The following is a 13,158-nucleotide window of genomic DNA, read 5'->3' as shown; positions in this document are numbered from 1 at the left end:
TAGGGGTGTTTTTGTATTTTTTATGACTACTTTTTTGAGCTTCTTCCTATGTTTATCAAGGTTTTATTACTAAAACCTAACGCCGAAAGTTGAGTTAATAACTAAAAATATTTTTTCCACTATTATACTTTTATAAAAGATCACTTATAGAAAGCTTGTAAACAGCTTCCTCCAGCAAAGTTCTAACCACTAAGTTGATAACTTCCTGTTTGCCGCGTCCAGATTCAAATTCCACTATATTATTTCCCATAAAGGAAAACACCTGAAAGCTGATTCTTTCTCCAATGATCTCTTTTTTCAGGCTTTTTGCCCAGACAACTTCTCCACTAGTAGTATCTGTAACTCTAAGGTCAACTGCACAGCTGGCTACAGCATATTCCTGCTGCCCACCTTTTCCTGCAATCACAAGTCCCAAACCTCCTGTTTTTTTATCAATCTGATACTCAGTAATTGCGCCATCTATAACATAATGAGCACCTGTTAATTCTCCAGTTGCTGGCCCATCATTTCCAGTTGTTCTATCTTGCTCTACCAGAGACTGTTCTGTCATGAAATTAGACAAATTTACTCGGTCAAGGACTTTAAACTGCCTTGATCTGATTAAAGCAGTGATAAGCATTTCAGTAGCTCCCTGAGAAACAACCATCGACCCAATTTCACTGTACTGGCCGGTCTTATCCTTAATATCATAAATAGCTACCTGATATTTATCTTCGCGCTCTGGTAAAGCTGCCAGCAGTTGAGTCGCCGTAGTCACATTTTCTTGAGAAGTTATAATTTGATCAGCTGATATTCTAACTTCTTCGATAACCTGAGTTGGGTCAACTGCCAGTTCTTCTGCTCTATTTTTTTCTGGCATTAAACCTGTCGAGCCACCGGCAAATAAAGAAACAATTAAAAGTAGAGCAATCATTTCTTCCATACTTCTCCCCCCTACCTCAAAAATTTATTTATTCAAAGTCTTCACTTGAAGGCCATTCTGTTGTATCATACTCAATTACTGTTATTTCTCCGGTAATAATATTGGTCAATACAATTGTAACTATTCCTGTAAGAGGATCTTCTGTTACATCGATCTCTACATCCCCTACCTCATAATTTAAACCATCACCAATATTATCTTCCAGCATCTTATTTACAATATCCTGTTGAATCATGTTCATAATTCTGCCATTAATACCTGATATAAATTGAGCAATTGGATCATTCGCCAGACTCATATCATTCTGAGCACTGGCAATATTTTGTGCAACCTGCCTGGCATCGGGATCATTAAAAATATTAAATTTCCAGCTGGTTACACTTGCTGCCAGAGCTGAATTTGAAAATATCATCAGAATGATAAAGAATAACATGATCAGTGAAATTTTTCTATTCATACTAAACTCACCTTCTTCATTTAAAAGTTTAATTTAAACCCGACTGAAGAATAAAAATCTCCATTATCAAGTTCATCTTTGTCATTTATAAATTTTGTTTCCACAAAAAAATTCTCATTTAAGTTTAAACCAACAAAGCCCTGATAATCGGCCTTACCCATAAATTCTGCTCCCACTCCAAAATATGGTGAAAATAATTTGTCATTTAATGTTGCTTTTATTGACAAAAATCCAGCAAGGTTAATATCTTCATCTTCTAGATAGATGCCTTCAATTACATAGGCAAGATTTATACCCTGATATCTATCATTTTGAAAAAAGTCACCTTCAAATTTACCACCAAGGTTTAATTCTTTTTCTCCAGAATGAAAGGTTGTAAGATATAGACTTACTCCTGCAGCAGACTTATTAGTTTGTTTAGCCGTTAAATTTTGTGAAGCCTGAATCAATTCAATTCTATCCTGCATTTCTCTATCGATTTCCTGTGCCTCTGGATTATCAATCTCCTGAGCTGCAGCAGAAACTGATATTAATAAAATCAACATTAAAATAGTCATTGAAGAGATCAAAGATTTTTTGTTTGTCATGTTCTCACCCCTTAAGACAATCTTTTTTTAAATTTATAAAAAACAGTCTGGAATTCAAATGGGTATTATCCCAGACTGTATTTTATGAATATTATTTAATAGATACTATCAACCCCAAATTAGTCAGATCTAACTAATTAGTTAGCAGTATAATATTGGAATTAAACTAATTAGTACTGATAAATTTCAGCATTGTTAGCAAAGCCCATTTGGGTAATTAAAGCTGTATCACCACAGAAGCAGTTTCCACCACTCTGCATTGTCAAAGCTTTGTTAGCTACACCAATTTGTCTAACCATACTTACATTCATTTTACCGGACTGCATTTGGGTTGCATGGTTAAATACACCGTGCTGAACTGCGAATGCTGTTAAGTCATGTCCATTTTGTTCCTGAATTACTGTGTTAGCAAATCCAAAGGATAAAGCGTGGGTCAGGTTGTCAGAACCTTTTTGGGTTACATAGTTTTTGTTACCAACGCCATCCTGCAGGATTACAGCAATATTATCTGTACATAATGGACAATCCCAGCCACAGCCACCCCAGGAATAACCATCCTGAGTAATTGCAGCATCATTAAAAGAACCTAACTGATCAATTACTGCAACATCTCCGCCAATGCCCATTCCTCCAAAAGCTGTTGCTGACATTGAAAGAGCCATTATCATTACAAAAGCTAAAAATAAAATTTTCTTCATTTTACTTACCTCCTTTAAACCTTTTCCCCTTTAAATCATTAACACCTTCACTAAGAAGCGGCAATTAGTTAACATACTTTTCCCCACCACCTCCCTTTTTAAAATATACTCACATAAAATTAAGCTTTTATATTTAATACTTATACAACTTCAATTTTTCATTATTTCCAAACTGACTTACATATAAATTACTATTTTTTCGGTACTGTTCGACCTGAATAAAATTATTATTACCATACTGAGCTAATTTAAGATTATTATTTTTATTTAATTGGACAGCTGCTGCATAATTATTATTTCCATACTGGTAGATAGAAGCGATTGAAGCACTGATAGTGATATAATCACTTCCCTGCTTTATCTGAGCAAAATTATAATTTCCAATCTGGATAATTGCTGCACTTTTAGCTAAATTATAATAATCATAGTCAAAAGCATTACCATAACTAAAATTCTGCAGATCTATCTGTCCCAGCTCAGTTCCAGTATTTAAATTTTCAAGTTGATAGTCATTTTTTAACGAAAAAACATTAAATTCCTGAGCGCTTAAAGGTAATGCCAAAAAAATAAAACTTAAAAAAAGTAATATTATTATTAAAACTATTTTTCTCAATAACATTTGCAGCACCACCTCCTCTTCTCTAATCTAATAATAACAGAGTGATTTAACAAAAATATGGAAAAATACTCGAAAAAACCTCGAAAACATAAAAAAACCACCCTTTCAGGTGGTTTAAGAAAAATTTTTTATTATTTTTAATTTAATTGATTTCTTTAATATCCAGTGGAGGTTTTTTGGTCAAATTTAACTCTTTATAGAGATTATTGAACCTCTGCATGACCAGACCACTATTGACAAGATCCATTTCCTTTAAAATAATATATACTTTTTGGCTGCAGTAACAGATTACATCCTCTGTTCTAAGAGTACTGGCAATTTTATGGAGCAGTTCTTCGAAGTCAATTTCTGATCCTATTTCTGAAAAATCTATTGTCAGCAGTACAAACTCCTTATTAAGACGCTTAACATGGCGCAGCTCCAGCTCATAAATTTTTTGGAAGACATCGAGATCACAAAACATGGCCCCTCTTTCAATTACGGGTTTGGCATTAAAATTTTGTTGAACTTTTTCGGTGATCTCTCGACTCATTTTGATTCTCTGGTATTCGCTTTTGAGTTCCTGGCCGGGAGGAACATTTAATTCTTCTTTTAAAATTCTTTCGCATTTTTTATAACTGTTAATTGCTTCAGCAATTCTCCCCAGTTTTACTAAAGCTTTAATATAAATTAAATAAAAATTTTCCCGATAGGGATCATATTCAATCCCTTTATGCAGATAATTTACTGTATCCCGATAACTTTCATTATTATAAAGTTTTTCAGTTAATTTTTCAATCAAAATCAAATAATATTCTCTCATTTTTTCTCTATTTAATTCAGTCCAGCCTTCATACTTAAGAGTAATGAAATAATCTCCACGATACATTTCAAATAATGACTGCAGTTCCTGGACAGCATATTCTTTACCAAGCATTAAATTATTTATTTTTCGCTCAAAATATTCCCAGTCCGTCCATATCTTATATTTATGATTGATATTATAGGCACCATTTAAAGATTCTACAATATCTTTTGGAAGCCCCCCTTTTTTTAAAGAAGTTCTGAGCAAATAAATAGTATTGTATAATTTATTTTTTCCGTCCTCAAGATCTGACTCAGGCCAGAATATATCTACTATCTCTTCTACACTAATTCGACGCTGTCTTTCCTGCAGTAAATACATTAAAATGTAAAGAGCCCTCTTTGAAACCCAGTCACTACCATCAATCTTATTGTCTTTATATTCACAATAAAAAGATCCCAGACCATAAAATTTAAAATCTGCTTCACTCAAGTTAAACACCCCCAATAAAAACTGATCCACTACTAAACATTTATCTTTGGGGCACTTATCTCCATAAAATAATTTCTCTTTATGGATTATATTTTTAAAATTTTATATGGTAGAATAAATGTCCTTTTCTTTAAAAAGCTGCTTCTAAAATACTCTCAATATCTTCTCTTTTCACCTGACCGGCAGAATTTAAAAGTGCACTATTGTGCATTGCTTTATCTACTATCCGATCAAAATCAGATCTCTTAACTCCGATTTCCTCCAGACGAACCGGAATTCCTGCTAAAAATCTCAGTTCACTTAAAATACCTACTACAGAATCAACAGCCATTAAAGCCCGGTCCTCTGCCTTAGTATTAACAAACTTTTCAGTGCCTTCTAGGGCAAGTAAAATATCCTGATAGGAATTTCTACAGTATTCAAATTTGAGATTATAAAACATTCCGTGAGGTAAAAGAACAGCAAGTGCATCTCCGTGGGAAACTTCAGAAATCTTCTCACAGGCATCTCCTATGGCATGAATAATACCGGCATGTGAATTAGAAAAAGCTATCCCTGCCATTAAAGCTGCATTATTCATCGCAACTCTATAATTTTTATTATTCACATCATTAACCAGCGGTTCAAGATTTTTTCCAATTAATTTCAAAGCAGCAATTGCATAGGCATCACTTAAAGGATTGGTCTGCAGTCCGGTGTAGGCCTCAACTGCGTGGACCAGAGCATCAACACCTGTAGAAGCTGTCAGTCTCGGAGGCAGAGTAAAGGTCATTTTAGGATCAATCACTGCTAGATCCGGCATCAACTTACTGGAAATAAACTCCAGGTTGTTTTTGCTGTTTTTATCGCTAATTACAGCATTCAAAGCTGCTTCCGAGCCAGTTCCACTGGTAGTAGGAATCACAATAAAAGGCTGCATATCTCCATGGGCAGTTTCAATACCGGTTAGTTTTGTTAAATCATCAATTTCTTCTGAAATTATTAAATTAACACCTTTAGCGGTATCAATGATCGCTTCTCCTCCCAGAGCAATTATTCCATCACAATTTAATTCGCGATAACGACGGGAGGCTTTCTTTACTATTTCTAATGTTGCCTGGTTGGGAATAGTTTTGATGATCTGGCGCGGATTTATCTCTATTTTTGTTATACAGGAAAGTAAAATATCTAGAATGTTAAGTTCATCTAAGGTTTGATTGGTTAGAATTAAAGGCCTGCTTACGTGCAGCTGCTCCAGTTCATAATTTAAAGTTGATAAAGCCTGGTCGCCTGAATTAATTTTTACAGGACTGAAAAATTCAAAGTAATTCGAAGTTTCCATTTAAATTTCACCCTTTTCTCTAAACAATAATAATGCACTCAAAACCAAATGCAATCTTGACATTTCTCTGCTAAAATTGTAGGCTAAAACCCTTTCAGCAAAATCATCTGACATAATGTAGGCTTCAACTAATTCCAGAATATAAATTACAGAAACAGCATACTCTAAATCTCCTTCAACCATCAGTTTATGTTCCGAAAAAGCCTGTCTGATTCCCTCTTTGGCAGCCAGAACCTGATAAGCAAATTCTTCATCTTTAAAATAAATCTTTAAGTCGATATTTTCAGGAGAAGAATGATAACCGCAGTATTTAAGTTCTGATTCTTCTTTTTTTAACACAATATAAGCGCCACTTTTTTCTACAGCAATTGCGATATTAAAGTAATCAGGTAAATATGCTAATTCTTTATCAACCCGAGAGTCCTTATCTTTTAAAATTATAAAAGAGCGGCCTAAAAGTGAAAGTATAAATTTATCGATTAAATGGTGCAAATATTTCAAGTTAAAGCCCCCCTGTTTACAAATCTCTATATTCTGCCCTTACGCCACCAACAAGTTTCAACCTTGTTCGTGCTGCGGTAAGATGGGCTTCCCCTATTTCAGTAATTGATAATCTAACTGGTACTGCAACATTTTTCAGATGCATTCCTATTAAAGCATCACCAATATCAATCCCCAGATCTGCCTCCATATTTTCTACAGTTACCGGCTGCGAAAATTCTTTAAATGCTGCTGCTGCAAAGGCTCCACCAGCTCGTCTGTGTGGGATAACATTTACTTCGTTAAATAAATATTTGGTCTGAGTCTCTTTTTCAATAACCAGGGATCTATTAATATGCTCACAACCCTGGACGGCAAGGTGGAGATCAAATTCTGCCAAAATTGAAATTATCTTCTTGATAATCTTATCTCCTAAATCTAAATCAGTTGCTGAACCAATTTTTTTACCCTGTATTTCACTTGTGCTTCCACCCAGGATAAAAATTGAACCAGCTTCAGGTTTTGCTATATCTATTAATTCTCTGATGGCTTTTTCTACATCAGCTACTATTTTCTCTGTCTGCATTAAAATCTCCTTTCTAAACTTATCCATAACTATATTTTAACTCAAAAAAATATATATCGCAAATATGTGATAATTTATACAAAGTCTTAATGCAGCCTTTAATTCAATAGAAAAAAGCCGAGATCTCAGCCCGGCCAGCTCTCCTGCTCTTAAAATTTAGGATTTCTTCATTATTTCTGCTTCTATTTTAAAATAATTTTTTTTGGCAGTTTCCGAAAGTTCCTTCATTATTTCATCTCTAATTTTAAAAGCCAGTTCTTTTCGATCATGACGCTTGCTGTCATTTAAAATTTCTGACCAGCTTATTTTTTTACTCTTATTAAAGAGATCATAATCCACCAGTCTTTCTCCCTCACTGTTATATTCAAAAGCAAATAATATTTTTTTGATTTCAATTGGAGATAAAAAGGTAAAGAGTCTTACCTGATAGGCAGTTATTGAAAATAAAGCAAAGGCATGGTCCTTAGTCCAAGATTCTCCCAAAATTATTCCCGCTTCCAGGTCTGATAAAATAGTTATCAATCTCTTATATTCTAATTCATAAAGCTCATCTGAATCATAAATATTAATTTTAAGTTCTGACCACTGATGATCTTCCAGTCCGTGAGTAATATACCGGACTGCATCCCGCCGCAGCTCCTCAAAAAGAAGCGTAGACTCTTTATTTATTAAAATATTATTTCTAACTTTTTTTAAAGATTTAAGTCTAGATTTGATTGGCTGTTCGGTAAAGGAAATAATTGTGCTGTTGGTACTTCCCCTATCAATTCCTTCCAGAATTGAAACTTTTTCTGCCTGGTAATTCTCAATAATTTCCTCAATTACTTTTTCTCCGTTTTCCGGGATTCTCATAACCAGCTGACCCGGGCCAGCTGTAACTTTTTTTACCGCCTGACTTAACTCTTCATTATTTAAAATCATCGCCAGCAGAGAAGTAGAGTTCAGAGGCAGATATAAAATTAGATTAGAGTCTTCAACCTTAAAACTTTTATTTTGCTGATCACTTAAAAAAACTATTACAGATTCTTCAGCCGCCAGTTTAATCGCTGCCTTAAAATTAAGACGCCTCACCTCAGTTTTTTGAGAAAGTTTCTCAGAAAACAAATTAGGATCTTTTACTTTCAAAAACAAGTAGCGGGGACCACTGCGGACAAAATTCATCAAACCACTCCTGTTAACTAAAAATTATTTTAACTTTCTAAAAATTTAAAGCAAAATAAATTAGCCAGATCCTTGTAAATCTGACTAAGAATAATTACATATTTAAATCATATTAAAGCTTTTGTACTGCCTTCCCTGATCAACTGTCCAGGGATAATTGACCTTATAATCTGTTTTGGAAGGCAAGAGCAGATAATTGATATTTAAAATTCCATTAAGATATTTATTTTTACTCTCAAATTCACTCTTTTTATTATGTCCGAATAGATTAATATCTGCTTTCTGAGGAAGATTTTCTGGGTAATGTGCCAGACCAATCTTAACCCCATCTAACTCGATTATTGTTCCTTCGACAACAACTTCACTTCTCTTTGTATTATCTTTTATGATACTGATGTCATCATGATTACCAGGCACATAAATAATTCTGGCCGATGTTAATTTTTCTAAATTACTGATAAATTCAGCTGACTTTTTCTGATAAAGTGGAATTATTTCAGAACCAGCATCTTCAAGTTTTAGATTATCAACCAAATCTCCAGTATGAATAATAACATCCGGCTGGCTGTAGTTTAACATTTTATAGATATGAGAATAAATTGATTCCGGAGTATCACTAATATGCATTATTTTTAATTCCTGAGAGCTGTGAAACTCTTCCGGTAATTTATAACGATTTTTAAAATCAGCAAGACCGCTGCTGAAATTATTAAATACCTTTCTGATTACTGAAGTCATATAAACCACTCCTCTGCTACTCTGTTAATTGACTTCATACTATTATTTTGATTATCTTTAATTATATTACTTTTCATTTAAGAAATCAAGCTGGAATTCCAATATTTTCAGCTCAAACTAAATATTTTTATTAGAACTTAGCCAGAGCCTTTCCCTTTAGATAGTTATATGATCTTCCCTGGTATGTACCCCGTTCGTTCATTCTTTTAATGATCATATCGTGAATTTCCCACCAGGGAGTATTCCAGTTTTCGAAAATTGATTCATCACCAGGGGCTCTACCAATTAGTCGCTGAACAGCAATATCGGGAGCCAGATTCTCTAAAAATAAAATTACTCGATCAATATATTCATCAAGTGAACAGATTTTAAGTTCACCATCTTTATATTTTTTGGCAAAAACAGAATTCTCTCGAATAAAAAGAGCATGTAATTTTACATGATTTACTTCCAGGGCCGATAAAACCCGGGCTCCCTCGATAACATCTTCCCGATCATCACCCGGTAGATTTAATATCATATGGGCTCCAACCTCAACTTTAAAACGTTTTGCAGTTAAAACTGCATCTATAAATTCTGCCAGACCGTGCTTTCTGTTGACTTTTCTTAAAGTCTTATAATTAACAGTCTGCAGACCAAATTCAAAAGCCAGCTCTATTTCCGAAGAAACTTCCAGCAGTGAATTTTTGATAGCCGAAATATATCTTTCATTAATTGCATCCGGTCTAGTAGAAAAATAAACAGCTGCTACTCCTTCAACCTCGGCTGCTTCCTTTGTGTATTCTTTTAACTTATCAATAGGCAGATAGGTGTTGGTGTAATTTTGAAAATAGGCTATAAATTGATCAACACCATAGCGCTCACCTATATATTCTCTGTTTTCCAGCAGCTGCTTCCGGACTGACATATCATCAGGCAGCATTTCAAAATCTGCCCCCTCTTCTCCGCAAAAATAGCAGCCTTCACTGGCAAAATTACCATCACGATTGGGGCAGGTTGTTGGTAGATTTACAGGTAATTTGTATGTTTTTTTGCCATATTTATCTTTTAAAAACTGTGAGTATTTATAATAGGGTTCTTCCATTTCGACACTCCTTAAACTGATTTCTTCAATTGAGCGAGTCGTTTTTCTCTATTTTTTAAATAACTGATTACTTTCTCAGGACTGCGGTTGATAATTAAGTTTTTATCGAATTCTTCACTTTCAAAAATAAAATTGAGGCTTGAATATTCTCCAATTTCATCATGAAAATGAGCATCACTATTTACGGCCAACTTAAAGCCATATTCTTTTGCCAGTTTTAACAATCTTAGTGACTGACTCTTTATGCCCCGAGTATGGTCTTTTTTAGGACTATATGAACTTGCATTAAGTTCCAAAATAACATTATTCTCAGCGGCTGCTTTCGCCACTCTCTCCAGGTCAAGTGGATATTCCTTCTGGACAGGATGAGTAATCATATCGAGATAAGGATTTTCCATCGCCTTAATTGTAGCCTCAGTATAGGCTTTTTTATTTTTTAAATTATGACCGGTTAAACGGTGTAAGCCTGCGGAAACAAAATCAAGTCGCTCCAGGTCTTCTGCCTCCAGATCAAGTCTACCCTTATCTAAAATATTGGCTTCTACACCTTTAATTATTCTAACACCATATAATTTATCAGGCACTATTGATATATTTCCAAAATGATAGATGTGAGGACCTCCAGGCATCTGAGGACCGTGGTCAGTGATTGCTATTAATTTAATCCCCTTAGTAAAGGCTCCCTTTGCCATCTCGTCAACTGTGGAATAAGCATGACCGCTTGCAACTGTATGAGTATGCAAATCTGTATTAATTTTTAACACATTAACACTTCCCTTCGTTATTTTACTTATTAGCTTATAGAAGTCAGGTTAATAATACATTAACTAGCTATTAATTATCTGTAAACATTTTAACAGGCCTTGAGTCTAAAAGCAAATATCAATTAAAAAAAGCTCCCCCAGGGGAGCCTTAGTTTTGACTTAATATTTTTGTTAAAAAGCTCTGAATCCTTTCAGATCCAGGGTTAACAAATATTTTTTCAGGAACAGTATCACTAATTATTTTCCCGTGATCCATAAAAAATACTCGGTCTGAAACATCTCTGGCAAAACCCATTTCGTGGGTCACAATTAGCATAGTTATATTCTCTTCCGCTAAATCCCTGATAACTGTTAAAACTTCACCTACCAGCTCCGGGTCCAGAGAAGAAGTTGGCTCATCAAATAACATTATATCTGGCTCCATAGCCAGGGCTCTTGCTATTGCCACTCTCTGTTTCTGACCTCCAGAAAGTTGGGCCGGATAGCTGTCCTTTTTTTCAGATAATCCAACCTTTTCTAAAAGTGTTTCCGCCTTGGCTTCAGCCTTAGCTTTCTTTTCACCTTTTACAACCATCGGTGCTTCTATTAAATTTCCGAGCACCGTTTTGTGAGGAAAAAGATTAAAACCCTGAAAAACCATTCCCATTTTTTCGTAAGCCTTTTTTCCTGATTCTTTAACCGAAATTCCTTCAATATATAATTCACCTGAATTTATTTCTTCCAGGCCGATCAGTGAACGTAAAAGTGTACTCTTACCTGAGCCTGAAGGACCAATAATAGAAATGGCTTCCCCCTGCTGCACCTCAAAAGATACACCAGCTAGCACTTCCAGTTCACCAAAATTTTTGTAAATTTCTTTTGCTTTTATCATTTCCAAACCTATCACCTATTCGTAAACAGAATATTTTTCTTCTAATTTGCGGAAAACTGTAACAATAACTGAACTAATTATTAAATAAAAAACTGCAGCTATGATAAAAGGAATTATAGAAAAATCTCTTGTTACAGCAACCTTAGCCGCACGAAGCAGGTCACCAAGTCCAATGACAGCAATAAGGGCACTATCCTTAACCAGGTTAATCGCTTCATTACTGGTTGCTGGCAGTACTCTTTTTACAGTCTGTGGAATTACAATTCTGCTCATTGTCTGTCTGTAGTTCATACCCAGCACCTTGGCAGCTTCGTACTGCCCTTCATCAATTGATTCAATGCCACCTCGGAATATTTCAGTAAAATAAGCTCCATAATTGATGACAAAGGTTAATACGGCAGCTGGAAAGGGCTGTAAGGTTATCCCCAGTACCGGCAGACCATAATAGGCAAAAAAGAGCTGTAACAGTAGAGGTGTACCTCTAAAAATCCAGGTGTAAACTGATAAAATTGATTCCAGTAGAGGTATTTTAGAAATCTTTCCTAAAGCTCCAGCAATCCCAACAATCACTGAAAATATCGCTGTCGCAAAATAGAGCTGGAAGGTAACAATACTACCTTCCAGTATATATCCTGATACATTAATTATATAATCAAACAAATAAATGCCTCCTACTTAAGAACAATGTCCTCTCCAAACCATTTTTCCGAGATTTCTGCTGCTGTACCATCTGCAATCATTTCATCTAAGGCAGAATTTAAAGCCTCTCTAAATGAATCAGCACCATCACGAACACCAACTCCATACTGTTCGCCACCAAAGTCTTCTTCTAGAACTTTAAACTGACCTGGACGCTGACTCATATAATAGCGACCTACAATCACATCTAAAACTACAGCCTGAATTCTGCCTGTCTGCAGATCCATTAAGGCCTCAGTATTATTAGAATACTTGCGTAATTCTTCAAAACTAGCTAACACTTCTGGCTCAGACTCTACAGCGCTAACAGCGCTACTTCCAAGTTGAACTCCAATAGTTTTACCAGCTAAATCAGCTTTAGTTTCAATCTCACTGTCAGCCTGAACAACAATACTCTGCGAATTTTCTAGATAAGGCTGACTAAAATCAATACTTTCTTCCCGCTCAGGTGTAATTGTTAAACCATTCCAGATAACATCAATCATACCATTTTTAAGACTTAGAATTACACCATCCCAGTCTACAGCCTTAAATTCAACATCTACACCAATTCTTTTGGCTGCTTCTTTAGCCAGATCTATATCAAAACCGACAATTTCTCCACTTTCATCTCTAAAACCCATAGGTGGAAAACTATCATCAAGTCCAACTACCATTGTACCCTTTTCTTTAATTTCAGCTAAGGAATCCTCAGCCATAACATTTCCACCGACTAAAAGTAATGCTAACACAACTACTACAAAAATATTAAATAAATTTCTTTTCAATTTTCTTCCCCCTCGACTTATTTTACTCTATTATACTTTCTGCAGGCGTATCTGCTCCCAGGTAAGAACGACCAACTACCATTGTACCCTTTTCTTTAATTTCAGCTAAGGAATCCTCAGCCATAACA

At 35.0% G+C, this 13,158-nt stretch carries 16 protein-coding genes; all 16 read right to left on the bottom strand.

All coding sequences use genetic code 11. The features are described 5' to 3' along the window. Nucleotides 1-130 precede the first annotated feature (130 nt). The 16 genes from CI949_RS10425 to CI949_RS10350 all read right to left on the bottom strand — a co-directional run bounded on the left by CI949_RS10425 (nt 131) and on the right by CI949_RS10350 (nt 13,030). A complete protein-coding gene (locus CI949_RS10425; RefSeq protein WP_290766092.1) occupies nt 131-922 on the bottom strand; it encodes a CsgG/HfaB family protein in 792 nt (263 codons plus the stop codon). Between the two features lie 28 nt (nt 923-950). Continuing rightward, a complete protein-coding gene (locus tag CI949_RS10420) occupies nt 951-1,379 on the bottom strand; it encodes a curli assembly protein CsgF (RefSeq protein ID WP_290766090.1) in 429 nt (142 codons plus the stop codon). Between the two features lie 20 nt (nt 1,380-1,399). Then, nucleotides 1,400-1,966, bottom strand: a complete 567-nt coding sequence (locus CI949_RS10415) for a hypothetical protein (RefSeq protein WP_290766087.1) — start codon at nt 1,964-1,966, stop codon at nt 1,400-1,402. A 170-nt stretch (nt 1,967-2,136) separates the two neighbouring features. Further along, entirely contained in the window at nt 2,137-2,664 is a 528-nt protein-coding gene (locus CI949_RS10410; RefSeq protein ID WP_290766084.1) for a hypothetical protein, read from the bottom strand. Nucleotides 2,665-2,797: 133 nt separating this feature from the next. Further along, nucleotides 2,798-3,283: a hypothetical protein gene (locus tag CI949_RS10405; protein WP_290766081.1), complete on the bottom strand. Its 486-nt coding sequence runs from the start codon at nt 3,281-3,283 to the stop codon at nt 2,798-2,800. 142 nt (nt 3,284-3,425) lie between these two features. After that, the gene (locus CI949_RS10400) at nt 3,426-4,559 is read right to left on the bottom strand and encodes a BTAD domain-containing putative transcriptional regulator (RefSeq protein WP_290766078.1); all 1,134 of its coding nucleotides are present in this window, start codon (nt 4,557-4,559) and stop codon (nt 3,426-3,428) included. A gap of 130 nt (nt 4,560-4,689) precedes the next feature. Beyond that, nucleotides 4,690-5,880 carry an iron-containing alcohol dehydrogenase gene (locus CI949_RS10395; protein WP_290766073.1) on the bottom strand — a complete coding sequence of 397 codons (1,191 nt, stop codon included), beginning with the start codon at nt 5,878-5,880 and terminating at the stop codon, nt 4,690-4,692. Next, nucleotides 5,881-6,381: an SCP2 sterol-binding domain-containing protein gene (locus CI949_RS10390; protein ID WP_290766070.1), complete on the bottom strand. Its 501-nt coding sequence runs from the start codon at nt 6,379-6,381 to the stop codon at nt 5,881-5,883. A gap of 16 nt (nt 6,382-6,397) precedes the next feature. Further along, on the bottom strand, nt 6,398-6,946 hold the full coding sequence (locus tag CI949_RS10385; protein WP_290766068.1) for a TIGR01440 family protein: 549 nt from the start codon (nt 6,944-6,946) through the stop codon (nt 6,398-6,400). Nucleotides 6,947-7,102: 156 nt separating this feature from the next. Next, nucleotides 7,103-8,107 (bottom strand): hypothetical protein, encoded by a 1,005-nt coding sequence (locus tag CI949_RS10380; protein ID WP_290766065.1) that lies wholly within the window; start codon nt 8,105-8,107, stop codon nt 7,103-7,105. Nucleotides 8,108-8,209: 102 nt separating this feature from the next. Continuing rightward, a complete protein-coding gene (locus CI949_RS10375) occupies nt 8,210-8,845 on the bottom strand; it encodes a metallophosphoesterase (RefSeq protein WP_290766062.1) in 636 nt (211 codons plus the stop codon). A gap of 130 nt (nt 8,846-8,975) precedes the next feature. Beyond that, nucleotides 8,976-9,929 (bottom strand): TIGR01212 family radical SAM protein, encoded by a 954-nt coding sequence (locus CI949_RS10370; protein ID WP_290766059.1) that lies wholly within the window; start codon nt 9,927-9,929, stop codon nt 8,976-8,978. Between the two features lie 11 nt (nt 9,930-9,940). Next, entirely contained in the window at nt 9,941-10,693 is a 753-nt protein-coding gene (locus CI949_RS10365; RefSeq protein WP_133529507.1) for a phosphatase, read from the bottom strand. A 148-nt stretch (nt 10,694-10,841) separates the two neighbouring features. Beyond that, nucleotides 10,842-11,570 carry an amino acid ABC transporter ATP-binding protein gene (locus CI949_RS10360; RefSeq protein WP_347877174.1) on the bottom strand — a complete coding sequence of 243 codons (729 nt, stop codon included), beginning with the start codon at nt 11,568-11,570 and terminating at the stop codon, nt 10,842-10,844. Between the two features lie 9 nt (nt 11,571-11,579). Beyond that, nucleotides 11,580-12,224, bottom strand: coding sequence for an amino acid ABC transporter permease (locus CI949_RS10355; RefSeq protein ID WP_290766055.1), 645 nt, complete (start codon nt 12,222-12,224; stop codon nt 11,580-11,582). An 11-nt stretch (nt 12,225-12,235) separates the two neighbouring features. Further along, nucleotides 12,236-13,030, bottom strand: a complete 795-nt coding sequence (locus CI949_RS10350) for an amino acid ABC transporter substrate-binding protein (protein WP_133529504.1) — start codon at nt 13,028-13,030, stop codon at nt 12,236-12,238. Nucleotides 13,031-13,158 lie beyond the last annotated feature (128 nt).

It is taken from the genome of Halanaerobium sp. (assembly GCF_003070835.1).
This window is presented reverse-complemented; position numbering and strand designations above follow the sequence as displayed.

Excerpts from the sequence above, each read along its gene's own strand:
- CI949_RS10370 (WP_290766059.1), bottom strand. The coding sequence starts at position 9,929 with ATGGAAGAACCCTATTATAAATACTCACAGTTTTTAAAAGATAAATAT.
- CI949_RS10380 (WP_290766065.1), bottom strand. The coding sequence starts at position 8,107 with ATGAATTTTGTCCGCAGTGGTCCCCGCTACTTGTTTTTGAAAGTAAAA.
- CI949_RS10395 (WP_290766073.1), bottom strand. The coding sequence starts at position 5,880 with ATGGAAACTTCGAATTACTTTGAATTTTTCAGTCCTGTAAAAATTAAT.
- CI949_RS10385 (WP_290766068.1), bottom strand. The coding sequence starts at position 6,946 with ATGCAGACAGAGAAAATAGTAGCTGATGTAGAAAAAGCCATCAGAGAA.
- CI949_RS10415 (WP_290766087.1), bottom strand. The coding sequence starts at position 1,966 with ATGACAAACAAAAAATCTTTGATCTCTTCAATGACTATTTTAATGTTG.
- CI949_RS10425 (WP_290766092.1), bottom strand. The coding sequence starts at position 922 with ATGGAAGAAATGATTGCTCTACTTTTAATTGTTTCTTTATTTGCCGGT.
- CI949_RS10405 (WP_290766081.1), bottom strand. The coding sequence starts at position 3,283 with ATGTTATTGAGAAAAATAGTTTTAATAATAATATTACTTTTTTTAAGT.
- CI949_RS10420 (WP_290766090.1), bottom strand. The coding sequence starts at position 1,379 with ATGAATAGAAAAATTTCACTGATCATGTTATTCTTTATCATTCTGATG.
- CI949_RS10410 (WP_290766084.1), bottom strand. The coding sequence starts at position 2,664 with ATGAAGAAAATTTTATTTTTAGCTTTTGTAATGATAATGGCTCTTTCA.
- CI949_RS10375 (WP_290766062.1), bottom strand. The coding sequence starts at position 8,845 with ATGACTTCAGTAATCAGAAAGGTATTTAATAATTTCAGCAGCGGTCTT.